Raw genomic sequence first — 15180 nt, 5'->3', positions numbered from 1 at the left:
CTAGCTATATCAATCGTTATGCTGTCTTCGGAAGAATGAGGGAAGAACGTACAGTACGGTGCCATCATAAATAATTATATTGGTTGGTTCTTTTAGAAAAACTTATATTTTAGAAAAGTAAAAAAATTAAGTTTTTCTAAAAAGTAACAGTTGTTTTTTTAGAAAGGATGAATCACTATGAATAAAAAACTATGTGCATATTTGAGCTTGTTGATTTTGCTAGGTGCGACTTTTTGTACACCGGCAATTGCAGTAGCTGAAATGGTTTCAAATATAGAAGTTGAAAGTCAAACGAGTCAATCGAATTCACCTGCGACAGACACAAAAACGGAAGAATCAACAACAATTTCAGAAAACACGGAGAGTATTAGTCAAACAGTCGAAGATACCTCAAACAGTCAACCGGAAAAAGCGACCACTACTACTACGACTGAAACGTCCACTTCAGAGTTGAATCAAAATACAATACAGCCAAGAGCACCCACGGAGGATTCAGGGACTGAATCTACCGAACAAGCAGCCACTCCAAATGCTGTTAATCCAGATTTAAATGCTCGAGGAATTCAACTATTTGATAATGTACGAATTACAGATATGAATGATCAACCTTTTGATCAAGACAATCCTCCTTATTATAACGACAATATTAAGATTCACTTTGACTGGTCATTATCTGATCAGGAGGAAATCAAAAACGGTGATTATTATATTTATCAACTACCAAGCTATTTTGCTGTTCACAATGAGGTGTCAGGCACATTACAGCGTTCAGGTGGAGGATCATTAGGAGACTTTTATCTAAATACAAATGGAGAATTAAAGATTGTTTTCAATGAAAACGCAGAGAATCTATCAGGTAGAAGTGGGACAATCAATCTTGAAACCGAATTGAAAGTGTCAACAATCACAGAAGATGTTGTCATCGAAACTGGTATTTATGACCGTGATGGCAATGAGATCCTGATTACTTTACCAATCTATCAAATCGATATTACGAAGAGTGGGAAAGTAAGTACTAGTGGCTCAATTGTTTGGGAGATCGTATATAATACGGAAAGCAAGGAACTGGAAAACGTCGTTGTGACAGATAAACTACCAAGCGGATTGGCATATTCACATTCTTATGGTTACCTTTATGATGGAGACGCTTGGGTTAGAACTAGCGACTTGTATACTTATAACTCAACGACTGGAACTTTTACATTCAATCAAAAAATCGATAAGCCAGTCAAAATTGAAATTTATAGTGTTGTCAATGATCCAACGATTAACTCCTTCAAAAATGTTGCTCAAATCACTGGAGATAATTTCCATGAAAAATCAGTTGAAGCAACAGTCAGCTATGATGAATCTGCGGAATATAAGCGATTTTTAGGTTATGATCAGTCAACTGGTCGTGCTTCTTGGGAAGTTTCTTTAGATCTTAGCAAAGACGGTTCAATTCTCACTGATAAAACGTATTCTGGATCACTTTCAGAAAATGCATTGCATTATTTAGTAGCCGATTCTGTAGTGGTCAGAAACAAAAATGATAACAGTATTGTGACAGATTGGCACTTTGATGAAGCAGGAGAAATAAAAAAAGATAATCAGCTTGTTCAATTTCAACTTGTGTTTGCTCATGCTGGACAATATGTGATTCGTTATGAGACACAACTCTTTGATCCAGTACTGGCGAATACTAGAATTACTAACTATATAACTATCAAAGATGATACGACAACTTCTCATAATGGGTCGGGAACAGTGACCCCAACAAGCAAAATTGGTGTGACAAAAACAGCACCATCAAAAAGTTATCAGGATCAAACGATTCAATGGCAGATTGAGATAAATCAGCAATATGTAGAAGTGGAAAATATGGTCATCACAGATCGCTATCGAGAAATTAGCGGGGCAAATATTAGTGGATTAGAATTGATTGAAGACTCTCTTGTTTTAACTGCAACTAGCCAGTCAGGAGAAGTTAAAGAATTGACTTCAAGCGACTTTGATTTATCGAAGCAGCGTGAAACCACTTCTGGAGAAAATCCAATTGAGTACGAATCTGGTTTTCAAATTAAACTAAAAGGAAACTATGCAAAGACAGCAGACAAAATTACGGTCAGATTCAAAACGACTTTTGATATGACGACACAGATCGCTTTAGGAAGTGCCAAAACACGTTTTAGTAATTCTGCTTTTGTCGATTATGAAATTGACGGTAACTCTTATAGGGAAGCCGCTCAAGCAAATTCATGGATGGACACTACTTGGACCTTAAACGCGCTAAAAGCAGGGCTTTTCATTCCAAAAGGAGGAGATGTAAAAGCATACTTGCAAGCAGCTTTTAACCGTAATTTCCCAAATATCTTTTCAGAAGATGTTGCTACAAGTGATCAAATCTATTGGATGGGATTATTTAATACGTATAAAGCGACACTTCATGAAGGAACCAAGATTGTCGATCAATTACAAGATGGTCAAACATTTAAAGAAGCAGTAGTTTATACAGTTGACGTATCCGGAACAGGAAACCAAGTAAGATCTCTGAAGGAAGAGTTGAGCTCAGCTGATTATCGCTTGACGTATGATCCAGTGACAAAACAAGTGACAGTAGAACTGTTGAAAGACACTTCAGAAACGATTGCTGTCTTCATTGCTGTCGAAGCAGCTACAGATGTTTACAAGTACAATAATATGATCTCTTTGACAGATGGTACAACGGATTTAACTGCTGAAGCGCAAGTTGAGAAATCCGCAAAAGGAAACTGGTTAACAAAAAATGGCACTCAAAATGTTGACAATAATCGACTGTTGGATTGGGAAGTGCTGGTTAACCAAGATAGTCGAACGATCAAGAATGCTGTGATTGAAGATACGATCAATTATAATCAACAGACTTTCTTGTACGATGAGACAGGAAAAGTCCTTGTTGATGTGTATAAAGCCGTCAAAGACGGAGATCAATGGATAAAAGGTGAGAAAGTTATTTTCAATAATCAAGACAATCCAAATGTAACAACGAATGGTATTGATGGAACATTCACATTACGTATTGCTTTTGAGGATGTCATTGACAGTCCATACTTCATCGTTTATCAAACGAAACTTGATCCTGGCATTCGAAATAATGAAGTTGTTTCAAATGATGTGTCTCTTTACGGAAGTCAGACGGAAATCCATCAAGTAACAAAAGACGTAATCGTCAAATCTACCAACGGTAGCGGTACGTCAACGGGAACAAATGGCTCGTTGACAATCAAGAAATATGACAGAGAAGGGGATAAGGAAGCTGGGATCAACAAAGAGGCACATTTCCAACTCAGTCGTAAAAATGCCGAAGGAAACTACGAAGTTGTTTTCTCCGAACTTGTTGTCAGAAATAATAAGTTGATTCAAGGAACTAGCGAATTTGACCGCTTAGATGGGCTACGATATGGAGATTATAAAATCCAAGAAACGAAAGCACCAGATGGATATGAGCGGGATGAAAAAGAATATACGTTTACGATCTCGAGCGAGGAAGTCGATTATGTCTTTGAACTAGCTAATACAAGGGAAATTATCGAAACTAGCCTAGCTTTAACGGCTACGAAAGCTTTGGAAGGCCGACAGATCGAAGACGGGGAATTCACTTTTGTTTTGGCAGATGAAGAAAATAAAATCCTTCAAGAAAAGACGAACAAGGCAAATAATATTCTTTTTGATGAGATTACTTATCAAAAAGAAGGAACCTATCGATATAAAATTTATGAAGTACAAGGACATGACGCTACGATTAGCTATGATGATTCAATCACCAATGTTACAGTAGAGGTGAAAAATAACGACGGACAGTTAGAAGCAACAGCGTCTTATGAAGGCAATGCCGTCTTCACGAACACCTATACGCCAAAAGCTGGCAGTGTAGTGTTGGAAGCTGAGAAAGTCTTGACGGGCCGTTCACTAGTCGCAGGGGAGTTTACTTTTGAATTAGTCGATCAAGAAGGACAAGTAATTCAAAGTCAAACCAATGACGGCACAGGGAAAGTTTACTTCGATGCGATTCCATACGAAGAGGCTGGTGACTACAATTACACGATCCGTGAGAAAGCAGGTCAAGATGACACAGTCACTTATGATGATACGGAAGTGCCAGTGACTGTAAGTGTGAAAGACAATGAAGGACAGTTAGAAGCAACAGCGTCTTATGAAGGCAACGCCGTCTTCACGAACACTTACACACCAAAAGCTAGCAGTGTAGTGTTGGAAGCTGAGAAAGTCTTGACTGGCCGTTCACTAGTCGCAGGGGAGTTCACTTTTGAATTAGTCGATCAAGAGGGACAAGTGATTCAAAGCCAAACCAATGACGGCACAGGGAAAGTATACTTCGACGCGATTCCATACGATAAAGCCGGCGAGTACAACTACACTATTCGTGAGAAAGCGGGTCAAGATGACACAGTCACTTATGATGATACGGAAGTGCCAGTGACTGTAAGTGTGAAAGACAATGAAGGACAATTGGAAGCAACAGCGACTTATGAAGGCAACGCCGTCTTCACGAACACTTACACACCAAAAGCTGGCAGTGTAGTGTTGGAAGCTGAGAAAGTCTTGACTGGCCGTTCATTAGTCGCAGGAGAGTTCACTTTTGAATTAGTCGATCAAGAGGGACAAGTGATTCAAAGTCAAACCAACGACGGCACAGGGAAAGTTTACTTCGATGCGATTCCATACGAAGAGGCTGGTGACTACAATTACACGATCCGTGAGAAAGCGGGTCAAGATGACACAGTCACTTATGATGATACGGAAGTGCCAGTGACTGTAAGTGTGAAAGACAATGAAGGACAATTGGAAGCAACAGCGACTTATGAAGGCAATGCCGTCTTCACGAACACTTACACACCAAAAGCCGGCAGTGTAGTGTTGGAAGCTGAGAAAGTCTTGACTGGCCGTTCACTAGTCGCAGGGGAGTTCACTTTTGAATTAGTCGATCAAGAGGGACAAGTGATTCAAAGTCAAACCAACGATGGCACAGGGAAAGTTTACTTCGATGCGATTCCATACGAAGAGGCTGGTGACTACAATTACACGATCCGTGAAAAAGCGGGTCAAGATGACACAGTCACTTATGATGATACGGAAGTGCCAGTGACTGTAAGTGTGAAAGACAATGAAGGACAATTGGAAGCAACAGCGACTTATGAAGGCAACGCCGTCTTCACGAACACTTACACACCAAAAGCTGGCAGTGTAGTGTTGGAAGCTGAGAAAGTTTTGACTGGCCGTTCACTAGTCGCAGGGGAGTTCACCTTTGAATTAGTCGATCAAGAGGGACAAGTGATTCAAAGTCAAACCAACGACGGCACAGGGAAAGTTTACTTCGATGCGATTCCATACGAAGAGGCTGGTGACTACAATTACACGATCCGTGAAAAAGCCGGACAAGACAGTACAATCACTTATGATGACGCAGAGATTCCAGTGACCGTAAATGTCGAAGATCAAAACGGAACATTGGAAGCGAAAGCAGATTATGGTAGCGAGCCAACCTTTAATAACCGCTACACGCCAGAAAAAGCTACTGATCCAGCAAAAAATCAGAATACAAAAACACCGACGAAGAAAAACGAACTGCCAAAAACCGGTGAAACGTATCAAGTCAGCTGGATGTTAGTAGGCTTGTTACTAGTAGGCATTGTAGTAGTGGTATATCGCAGACAGAAAAGAAAGTAACTAGCTAAACGAACAAAGATTCCTTGATCTGGTTTCCTATGTTGGAAACGGATCAGGGGGTCTTTTTCTTTTGAAAGAGGTCTTGTTGAACAAAAAACCTCTGTTTACCTTTTGCGTAACAAAAGATAAACAGAGGCACCCACCTTGTCAAACCAGCACGTGGTCGTTAATTGAAAAATATAAGTTGTACGCTTGTAACTGAACAGCAGTCATTAAACTGGTCCCTGCCAGACCCCATTGGTGTACATATAAGCCTGTACCTGCTTTGTGCTCGCTTTTGACTCCCACCCAGCTGTTTTATAAATCAACAAGCCAATTTGTTTGTTGAATCTGCCCGTCTAATTCACGTAAGGCTTTTGCGGTTTGATTCAAACGGTCGGTGATTTGCTTGGTATCGATCGTTCGGATCATACGAATCTCATTACGTCCCATCCGTGGAGCAACCTTGGCTGCTTCCAATGTTGCCGTTAGCATCGCATGCGAACGCCTTAAAGCTTCCCGTTTCTCTAATGCAGCAGCAATCGTTTCTTGTCCACCGATTTTGGCGACCGCATTTCGCTGATTGATTGCAATGACCAACTGGGCAAATTCTTGGTTTGTTGTTTCATAATCCAGCAGTAAGTCGTCGATGCTGCGGTCTAACGTATCGCCTTCTTGGATCACGGCACTACTGGCAATCTCTTCTCGTAACAGAGTGAGTTTGGATTCAAGATCTCTTCGTAGTAATAATGCTTCAGCAAGTTTCATTGATTTCATCCTTTCGAGCAAGGTTTCTTTTCTTTATCCTAGAAAAAAAACACTAAGCTGGCAAGTATTTGCCCTCCAAAAAGTCTTGAAGCCATTATTGAAAAGATTGAAAATTCTAAAAACTGTTTGACTTGAAAAACGAGGAATAGTATACTTTTATCAATTCAGTAGAATATAGGACATCGATGAGAAGAGTAGCTTTGATGACTGTTTAAAGAGAACCCGGGTTGGTGAGAAAGGGGACAGAACGCTAAGTGAAGATGAGCTCAGAGTCTTTTAACTGGTTTACGCTGGTTAGACGGAACGCAGCCGTTATCCTGCCGAGTATGCATACGTACTGATGAGGTGTTATTTGTAAAAATGACACGAAAAAGGGTGGTAACACGAAGTCTTCGTCCCTTTGTTGATCAATGATGATCAGCAAAGGGACGAGGATTTTTTTATTTAATCAAGCTTGCAACTTGCAAGTGAAAAGGAAAGAGGAGAGTAAATGAAAAAGGGTTTGGTTGTTGTAGGGATTTTAAGTTTTTTGTTAGCAGGATGTAGCACGACTGGATCGTCCGCAAAGGAGACAGATCCAGAAGTTCAAGAGATTTCAGTCAGCTTACCGGCAGAGTTGACAACATTAGATACGACGCAAACAACGGATAAAGTTACGTTTACCGTTATCCAGCATCTTTTTGAAGGGTTGTATCGTTTTGATGAAAAGAGTCAGCCAGTTCCCGGTTTGGCGGAGGAAGCAGTCATCAGTGAAGATGGCAAGACATATACCTTTAAACTAAAGGAAGAAGCCAAATGGAGTGATGGGCAGCAAGTGCAAGCAGCAGATTTTGCTTATGCTTGGAAGAAACTGGTCGATCCTAAAACCATGGGGCCAAATGCGTATCTTTTAGACAATGTCGTCAACAGTCAAGATATTCGCGAAGGGAAAGCAGACATTGCGACGATTGGCTTAGAAACACCGGATGAAAAGACCTTTGTCGTCCATTTGGAACAGCCGCAACCTTCTTTTTTATCGGTGGTGTCGATTGGCTGGTTAGCGCCTCAAAGACAGTCTTATGTTGAAGAAAAAGGGACGGCATATGGGAAAACAAGTGAAGACTTGCTCTATACGGGACCTTTCATTCTGAAAGACTGGCAACAGACCGGTGCAGAATGGACGCTTGCCAAAAATCCTGAGTATTACGATCAAGCGGTAGTTAAGTTGGATAAAATCAAAGGTTCCACGATCAAAGAGGAGAATACTGGAATCCAGTTGTTTGAAAGCGGGGAGTTGGATCTGCAAAAAATCAGCGGACTCTATGTGCAACAGTACCAAAATAATGACTCCTTAGTCACTCAAAAGGATATTGCCAACTATTTTTTAGATTTTAATAAACAGGCAAATAAACCATTGGCAAATGTCCACCTTCGTAAAGCCATCGCTTTGGCGATTGACAAAGAGAGTCTCGTGAATGATGTGTTGAACGATGGAGCAAGCGTATTGAATGGCCTTATTCCCAGTGGGCTTTATGCCAATCCGAATACCAATGAAGATTTTCGCACTTATAGCGGGGACTACAATGAATACGATAGTAACAAAGCACAAGCAGAATGGAGCCAAGCACAATCAGCTATCGGTGACAAAATTGAACTGACTTTATTGGTAACAGATGATGATCACGGACAAAAAATCGGTGAATATCTGCAAAATCAGCTTCAAGATCATTTGCCTGGTTTGACGATTACAATCAATAAACAACCACGAACGAATTTGAATCAATCACGAGCAGATGGTCAATATGAGTTGTCGATTTCTGGTTGGATTGCTGGCAGCAGTGACTTGGAATCTTATTTCAATTTATATAAAAAAGGTTCTTCTTACAATTACGGTGGATATGTCAACGAGGACTATACGGCATTGACAGAAAACGCACGTACCGTGGATGCCAATGATCCAGATAAAGTATTTGAAGATTACAAATCAGCAGAATCAATTCTGTTAGCAGAAGATGCAGCTCAAGTTCCTCTATATCAGAGTGCATCAAATTATTTGATCAGGTCAACGATCAAAGATATCCAATTTCCCGCATACGGTGCCTATTTTTATTTCCGTACGGCATCTGTAGAGAAGTAAGCAAAAAACGCAGCCCTAAGCTTGCTTGGGCTGCGTTTTTGTGAGCTGCACTTAATAACAACGATCAGTAGTTACTCATTTTCTGTGGTCATTGCAGCTTCTTTAAATAAGAGAACTTTACTTTCTGGATAGGTTGGAAAGTGATTCATTGGAATCTTCCAATCTTGTTCAGGAACTTCAAACTGATAGTGGTTGACCAGTAAATCACTGAACACGCGCAACGTATGCAAAGTGATCCATTCACCAGCACAGCGGTGCATTTTGCGGAAATCACCGCCTCCTTGTGCGATCATTTCATATTCTTCCTCATAGGAAATGGCTTGTGTACGTCCGACAAAGCGATCCACTTTGAAGTCATCTGGCTGATCAAAGGTTCTCGGATCATGATTCGTACCATAAATATCTTGGACGACCCAGCTGTCCTTAGGGATCAGATAACCATCGACGACAACATCTTGCAAGCTAATGGCAGGCATCATTGGAAAGAAAGGATAAAAGCGGCGTAATTCTTGAATAAATGAATCCTGTAACTCCCAAAAGTTTTGTTTAAGTGCTTGGTAGATGGTCGTTGTACTAAAAAGGGCATGTCCCATCAAAGCGATCCAAACGGTTAAAGCAACCGTAGGGCGGATGATATTTAACAGATCGACGGCTGCAACTTCGATCGGCAGTAAATTACCTTCAAGATCAGTGGCAGTAGCGAAAGTATAAAGTGCTAATGATTCTTTGCCAGCAACAGGATGTTGACGAGCTTCTTCAATCAATCCTTGAGCCCATTTCTCAGATTTTTTACGATCTTCGACGCCTCTTAAATGGGCGACAGGGGAGGTGACAGTCCCGCTGAACATAGCAACTTGATAATCAGCTAACTCACTGATCTCTGATTGAGACAGTGGTGCTAGATTGATTCCTGACCATTCACAAATCGTTTTGAATAGAACATTTTTTGTGAGTGAAAAAAGCTCAAAGGTACCGGATTGTTTATTCAGTTCATGAGAAAGGTTTCGTTCCAACAAATCATGGTAATCGGTCATTCTCTCAGGTGTCATCAAGTCCATAAAGTAGTTTTTCCGATGGTGATGTTGTTCCCCGTCTAAAGTTTGAACCCCCTCTTCCCCTAACAAGGTTGAACGGACGAGTTTGGGCATTGCTCCTTCACGTTTAAAGTTTCGTGGATCATAAAAAATTTTTGCTGCTTCTTTTCCATAAATGGCAATCACTTCTTGATTCAGAAATTTAGCTCTAACGACTGGGGCATTCACCTCAGACCGTAATTCTCCTAAGATTTCATAACCAGCATCAAAGAGTTCTTTGACCTCAGTTAATTTGATTTTCGCTGTTGGTACTTCTTTCATTGGATTTCCTCCTGTCTTTTTCCAATTGATATACTTCTAGCTTAAGCTTTTTTCTTTATTTAGACAAAAGAAACACATAAAAAAGAGCAGATCATCCAAGATGACCTGCTCAAAATGCGGAAGATGGGAGTTGAACCCACACGAGATATACTCACACGCGCCTGAAGCGTGCGCGTCTGCCATTCCGCCACTTCCGCGCATAAATAACCTTAGCGCATTTTGAGAATTTTGGCAAGAAAAAAATAAGTCTGTCAGCGGGGACTGACAGACAAGGAGTAAAAAATGAAAAAGTTGGGTTGTTTGTTGGGTTATTTATATAGTAACCGGAAAATATGAAAAAATTGTGATCAACCCTTAGCGTTTTAAAGAAAAAAACAGGCCAAAGGTTAAAAAAAACTAAAATAGCACCATGATAAAAAAGGGCCTGCCAGCGGGGACTGGCAGGCAAGGAGTAAAATGAAAAAGTTAGGGTTTGTTGGTATGAATAAACTATACCGCCCAAATGTGAAAAAAGAGTGACCAAAAAGGAACGTTTTTGTTACGATACGTAGACCAAATCAAGGTTTTTTTCATTGAAGGTGTCTCCATGCTCCAAATCACCATATTTGAACCCCCGGTTGAACCATTCAACTCGTTGTTTTGAAGTCCCATGAGTAAAACTATCTGGTACGACATATCCTTGGTATTCCTTTTGTAACGTATCATCACCAATGGCATTAGCAGCTGTGATAGCCTCTTCGATATCACCAGCTTCTAAAATCGGTTGGCCGTTATAAGTTTTTCCTTGTAGATACTTGGCAAATGTACCGGCTAAATAATCCGCTTGTAGTTCCAAACGAACACTATATTGATTGTATTCTTTTTCAGAAACCTGTTGGCGGATCTTATCGAGTTGCTGTGTAATACCAAGTTCGTTTTGTACGTGATGACCAACTTCATGAGCAATGACATAGGCCATGGCAAAATCTCCGCTGGCCCCATACTTTTGAGAAAGTTCTGTTGCAAAGCTGAGATCCAGATAAACATTTTGATCGGCAGGGCAATAAAAGGGACCAACTTGAGAAGTTGCATTCCCACAAGCCGATTGAACACTTCCTGTAAATAAAACCAGTTTAGGATCTTGATACGTAGTCTGTTCTGCTTCAAAAACACCATTCCAATAATCTTCCAAATGGCCGAAGACGACAGCGGAGAATTCTTTTTCCTCTGTATACTCGTCTGAAGCCACATTTTCTGTTTGATAATTAGCGGCTTGTCCGCCTCCCAAAATATCTGTGACGGAGTTTAAATCACCCCCACTGAATAGAAAAAAGAGGACTGCGATAACAATCGTACCGATACCACCGCCGGCCATTATTTTTCCTCCTGAACCTGCGGAACGACCAGAGCGGTCTTCCACATTGGAACTTTGTCTACCCCCACGCCATTTCATTTTGTTTCCTCCTCATTTGACTGTTTACATTTATTATAAGAGAAAACGAGGAAGATGAGAAAAGTTTGGCTTGCTTGAAGCGATTTTGCGGAACAAACGACCGATATTGCTATCAAGGGAAAGGGTGTGCACACCTTTTAATCATTTTTTAATCTAACAATTGGTCTTCATATTTGTTAAGGTATCACTAGAATAAAGGTAGAGGGTGAGCAAATGAAAAACAATTATTCTTTGATCGAAGACCGACGCATGCAAATTTTTAAGCGGCTGATCAATGGGGAGCACTTGAGTTACCAGCAACTTTCTGATGAGTATTATGTTTCTAGGAGCAGTATCGCCAAAGATATCGCTTATCTAAAAACACTGTTTGTCAAAGAAAATTTACTGTTGCGTTTTGATAATTCAGGCACTTATTTTCAAGGAAGCGAGTCACAAATCCAACGAATGTTGAAGCGATTCATTCTCCTTACTATGGAGCATGGGGAGAACCTTTCTGTTCTGACAAATGTGTCATTATTTGAAAAGATAAATGCGGCTTTTCGCCATTCGATCACCGAAAAGCAAATGGAGATCCCAGAAAGCTACATCCAAAGCATCGTTGTTTCGATCTTGCTGATTGTCGAGCGCTCGAATCAGGCAAATCAGCTGGATATAGAAGAGAAGCGCCAATTTGGAAAATTGTTTTTGGAATTTGACAAGTATCCGTTGATTTATGAATTGTTGAAAGAAATTGAAGAACAAGAAATCTACCATTTTTCATCGAAAGAAGTTCAGTACCTAACCTATCTCATTGTAGGTAGTGGCTTACGTTTTTTTATGAAGAACGAATCGATTCCGTTCTCTTTTCGAGGGAAAGTCAGAAATCTGATTCAGAAAGTCAGTGAAGGCATCCAGATCGATTTGACACAGGATAGTCGCTTAGAAGAAGATTTGACGATTCATTTGTACCAGCTGTTTTTACGCATTGAGGCCCAAACTACTGTAGTCAATCCATTGCTAGATGAGATCAAACAGCATTATCCGGCGTTGTATGGGGTCGTTTGGTTCTCTTTGAACGACTTTCTAAAGGCCTACCATATTGGAATATCTGAGGATGAAATCGGGTTTGTTTCGATTCACTTTCAAGCTGCAGTAGAACGGATGCGGCAATTGAATAAAATCGTCTTTGTTTGTCCGAACGGTGTTGGCACCAGTTCATTTATTTCTGCCAAGATTCGTCGAATATTGCCTAATGTCGATAGTATTGAAACCGCTTCTGTCGCTAAGCTCAAAGAGATGGATATTTCTGCCATCGATTTCATTATTTCCACGATCGATTTACCTGATGTTTCCAAACCAGTCGTCCGCATCTCGCCGATGGTGACCAATCGAGACATGAAGCGGATCATGAATCACTATATCGATTTGATTATTGATAATGAACCGATTGCGGATAAGGTGAAAATCCTGCAAGATACACGGATGTTGATTGCACCGAAGATTTATTTTGAACGATTTGAGACCAAAGAACAAGCACTGGATTTTCTGATCAGTCAAAATGACTTTTCGTCGGAAAATCAGCGTACGGACTTTCAGCGTTCCGTCTTAGAACGAGAAGCATTGCAGTCGACCTATTTAGATAACGGTTTTGCCATACCTCATGGCAATCCTGAGTTTGTTTCAAAAACGACCTTTTCTGTATTGATTTTGGATCGTCCTGTTGATTGGAGCAACCAAAAAGTCGATATCATCGTGTTACTAATGATACGAGAAGATGAGGCCCAAGAAGTAGAACCTGTCATGAAGTTGATCATGCAAGGGATCGAAGACAAAGAATGGTTCATTTCAAAAATGTTGGAGGTAAAATCATGATCAATTTAAAAAAATTACTGCCTGAGGATCATATCGAGACCACGAATCAAATCCTCACTTGGCAAGAAGCAGTTCAATTGGCGAGTCAGCCGCTATTAAATGAAAAAGCCATCGATCAACAATATGTCGCTAATATGATCCATAGCGTTGAGGAGAACGGCCCGTATATGGTATTGGCTGATTACTTTGCATTGATGCATGCTCGTCCGGGGGAAGGTGTCTTTCATCAAGGGATGAGTTTGCTAGTGACTAAAAACGAAATCGATTTAGCTGGCAAGCCGGTCCGTATTTTCCTTGTTTTAGCTGCAAAAGACAATCAAAGTCATTTGGAAAGTTTACAGGAAATCATGGAAGTGTTTATGGATCAGGAAAAGTATCAACTTATTTTGAATGGTGACAAAGAACAGATTTGCCAATTATTCCAATAGGAGGAAAAGAAGATGAAAATTTTAGCTGTGTGTGGATTTGGTGTTGGAAGTTCAATGGTGTTAAAGATGACGATCGATAAGGTGATTAAGGAGCTGGGGCTGAAGGCGACTGCTGAGAATACGGATTTGTCTACTGCAAAAGCAACTCCTGCAGATGTTTATTTTACAAGCCACGAATTATTGAATGATTTGCAAGCTTCCGTCAAAGCACCTGTCTATCCCATCAAAAAATATATGGATGTCGCTGAAGTCAAAATGCAAATGGAAAAGTTTTTAGCTGAAAGAGAGGGATAATCATGAGTTTTGTCACAGATCATATTTTAAAGAATCCGCCAGTATTGCTCGGACTGATTGCAATGATCGGGTTGATCGTGCAACGAAAACCTTTTGCCGAAGTGGTGAAAGGCTCGTTGACAGCAGCCTTTGGGATGGTAGCATTGACCGCAGGGGTCAATATGCTGACGGGAACGATCGCACCAATCAACACAGCGGTTCAGACACAGTTGGGGGTTCAAGTAGCCGATGGTCTTTCTGATGTGACCTTCACAGCAGAATACGGGGGAACTGTTGGGTTAGCCATGTTTTTTGGATTGATCTTGCACTTATTGATTGCTCGTTTTACACCAGTTAAGACGATTTTCTTGACGGGTCATATGTTATGGTGGTTCCCATTTGTGATCGTTGCTGGTGGGGTTGAAGGTGGAATGTCGGGGATTCCATTATTGATTTTAGGAGCTGTTTTATCTGCTTGTTATTGGTCATTTATGCCTTGGATCATGCGGAAATATGTTTGGGATGCCACTGGCGATGATTCGTTCTTGATTGGACATCCTACAGGGATCTTATCGATGGTGTCCGGCTTCGTGGCAAAACGAGTAGGAAACAAAGAAAAATCGACAGAAGATTTAAAAGTGCCAGAAAACTTGTCCTTTTTCCGTGAGATTTCCATTACAGGTGCCTTGGTGATGTTTTTGATGAATATTGTTGTAGGAATTATCGCACCAGTTCTTGTCCCAGAAGGTGGGAATCTGGTCATGTTTGCTGTTCAAGCAGGCTTGAACTTTGGCGCAGGACTCTTGATCATGCTTTATGGGGTCCGCCTATTGATCAACCAAATTATTCCAGCTTTCCAAGGGATTGCCGAAAAAGTCGTCCCTGGAGCCAAACCAGCTTTTGATGTACCGATCCTATTCAATTATCGTCCGAATGCCGTGATTATTGGCTTTATCGTAGCTATGATCACCTCAACGATCCTTGTGATCATTGTCAATACGACGAATGTTTTTGGAATCTTGATCGTACCATTAGTTATCACCAGTTTCTTTGAATGTGGCGGCGCAGCAGTTATTGGAGAAGGACAAGGCGGCTTGCGTGGCGCAGTCATTGGTACCATTGCCGCATCATTTGTGATGGTCTTGTTAGTTGGTGTATCTGCCGTTCTATTCAGCACAACGATTCAAAACTGGATTCTGATCTTTGGTGGCAATGACTTATCACTTTGGGGAATCATTGGTCGTGGTCTCGGCAGTCTATTTGGGGGAATTTAAT

The 15180-nt window shown here is 40.8% G+C and carries 9 protein-coding genes and 1 tRNA gene; 6 read left to right on the top strand and 4 right to left on the bottom strand.

Annotation, left to right across the window (positions count from 1 at the left end; all coding sequences use genetic code 11):
• Positions 1–177 precede the first annotated feature (177 nt).
• Positions 178–5703, top strand: coding sequence for a Spy0128 family protein (locus IGJ45_RS12040; protein WP_438768682.1), 5526 nt, complete (start codon positions 178–180; stop codon positions 5701–5703).
• Between the two features lie 297 nt (positions 5704–6000).
• Here the strand turns inward: IGJ45_RS12040 and IGJ45_RS12035 are convergent, their stop codons facing one another.
• A complete protein-coding gene (locus IGJ45_RS12035; RefSeq protein WP_005470685.1) occupies positions 6001–6450 on the bottom strand; it encodes a DIP1984 family protein in 450 nt (149 codons plus the stop codon).
• Positions 6451–6940: 490 nt separating this feature from the next.
• On the opposite strand from IGJ45_RS12035, the gene IGJ45_RS12030 reads away from it, so the two are divergent.
• Positions 6941–8566: a peptide ABC transporter substrate-binding protein gene (locus IGJ45_RS12030; protein ID WP_349703620.1), complete on the top strand. Its 1626-nt coding sequence runs from the start codon at positions 6941–6943 to the stop codon at positions 8564–8566.
• Positions 8567–8637: 71 nt separating this feature from the next.
• On the opposite strand, the gene IGJ45_RS12025 is transcribed toward IGJ45_RS12030, so the two are convergent.
• From IGJ45_RS12025 to ypfJ, 3 genes are all read right to left on the bottom strand, one after another.
• Positions 8638–9921 (bottom strand): cytochrome P450, encoded by a 1284-nt coding sequence (locus tag IGJ45_RS12025; RefSeq protein WP_208773880.1) that lies wholly within the window; start codon positions 9919–9921, stop codon positions 8638–8640.
• A gap of 115 nt (positions 9922–10036) precedes the next feature.
• Positions 10037–10118 (bottom strand) — tRNA-Leu (locus IGJ45_RS12020).
• Between the two features lie 341 nt (positions 10119–10459).
• Positions 10460–11353: a KPN_02809 family neutral zinc metallopeptidase gene (gene ypfJ / locus IGJ45_RS12015; protein WP_349703619.1), complete on the bottom strand. Its 894-nt coding sequence runs from the start codon at positions 11351–11353 to the stop codon at positions 10460–10462.
• A 213-nt stretch (positions 11354–11566) separates the two neighbouring features.
• Here ypfJ and IGJ45_RS12010 point away from each other — a divergent pair, with 213 nt between their 5' ends.
• The 4 genes from IGJ45_RS12010 to IGJ45_RS11995 are packed head-to-tail and all read left to right on the top strand — an operon-like array spanning position 11567 to position 15179.
• Positions 11567–13204: a BglG family transcription antiterminator gene (locus IGJ45_RS12010; protein ID WP_349703618.1), complete on the top strand. Its 1638-nt coding sequence runs from the start codon at positions 11567–11569 to the stop codon at positions 13202–13204.
• The gene (locus IGJ45_RS12005) at positions 13201–13632 is read left to right on the top strand and encodes a PTS sugar transporter subunit IIA (RefSeq protein WP_081131547.1); all 432 of its coding nucleotides are present in this window, start codon (positions 13201–13203) and stop codon (positions 13630–13632) included. The genes IGJ45_RS12010 and IGJ45_RS12005 overlap by 4 nt, the downstream gene beginning before the upstream one ends.
• A gap of 12 nt (positions 13633–13644) precedes the next feature.
• The gene (locus IGJ45_RS12000) at positions 13645–13926 is read left to right on the top strand and encodes a PTS sugar transporter subunit IIB (protein ID WP_002301437.1); all 282 of its coding nucleotides are present in this window, start codon (positions 13645–13647) and stop codon (positions 13924–13926) included.
• Positions 13927–13928: 2 nt separating this feature from the next.
• Positions 13929–15179: a PTS ascorbate transporter subunit IIC gene (locus tag IGJ45_RS11995; RefSeq protein WP_003125789.1), complete on the top strand. Its 1251-nt coding sequence runs from the start codon at positions 13929–13931 to the stop codon at positions 15177–15179.
• Position 15180 lies beyond the last annotated feature (1 nt).

Source organism: Enterococcus sp. DIV0574 (assembly GCF_051711125.1).
Taxonomy (GTDB): Bacteria; Bacillota; Bacilli; order Lactobacillales; family Enterococcaceae; genus Enterococcus_D; species Enterococcus_D gallinarum.
The sequence above is the reverse complement of the archived record's forward strand: the minus strand, read 5'-3'. Positions and strand labels throughout refer to the sequence as shown.

What these genes read in the sequence shown, in the direction of transcription:
- IGJ45_RS12040 (WP_438768682.1), top strand. Translation starts at nt 178, where the DNA reads ATGAATAAAAAACTATGTGCATATTTGAGCTTGTTGATTTTGCTAGGT.
- IGJ45_RS12035 (WP_005470685.1), bottom strand. Translation starts at nt 6,450, where the DNA reads ATGAAACTTGCTGAAGCATTATTACTACGAAGAGATCTTGAATCCAAA.
- IGJ45_RS12030 (WP_349703620.1), top strand. Translation starts at nt 6,941, where the DNA reads ATGAAAAAGGGTTTGGTTGTTGTAGGGATTTTAAGTTTTTTGTTAGCA.
- IGJ45_RS12025 (WP_208773880.1), bottom strand. Translation starts at nt 9,921, where the DNA reads ATGAAAGAAGTACCAACAGCGAAAATCAAATTAACTGAGGTCAAAGAA.
- ypfJ (WP_349703619.1), bottom strand. Translation starts at nt 11,353, where the DNA reads ATGAAATGGCGTGGGGGTAGACAAAGTTCCAATGTGGAAGACCGCTCT.
- IGJ45_RS12010 (WP_349703618.1), top strand. Translation starts at nt 11,567, where the DNA reads ATGAAAAACAATTATTCTTTGATCGAAGACCGACGCATGCAAATTTTT.
- IGJ45_RS12005 (WP_081131547.1), top strand. Translation starts at nt 13,201, where the DNA reads ATGATCAATTTAAAAAAATTACTGCCTGAGGATCATATCGAGACCACG.
- IGJ45_RS12000 (WP_002301437.1), top strand. Translation starts at nt 13,645, where the DNA reads ATGAAAATTTTAGCTGTGTGTGGATTTGGTGTTGGAAGTTCAATGGTG.
- IGJ45_RS11995 (WP_003125789.1), top strand. Translation starts at nt 13,929, where the DNA reads ATGAGTTTTGTCACAGATCATATTTTAAAGAATCCGCCAGTATTGCTC.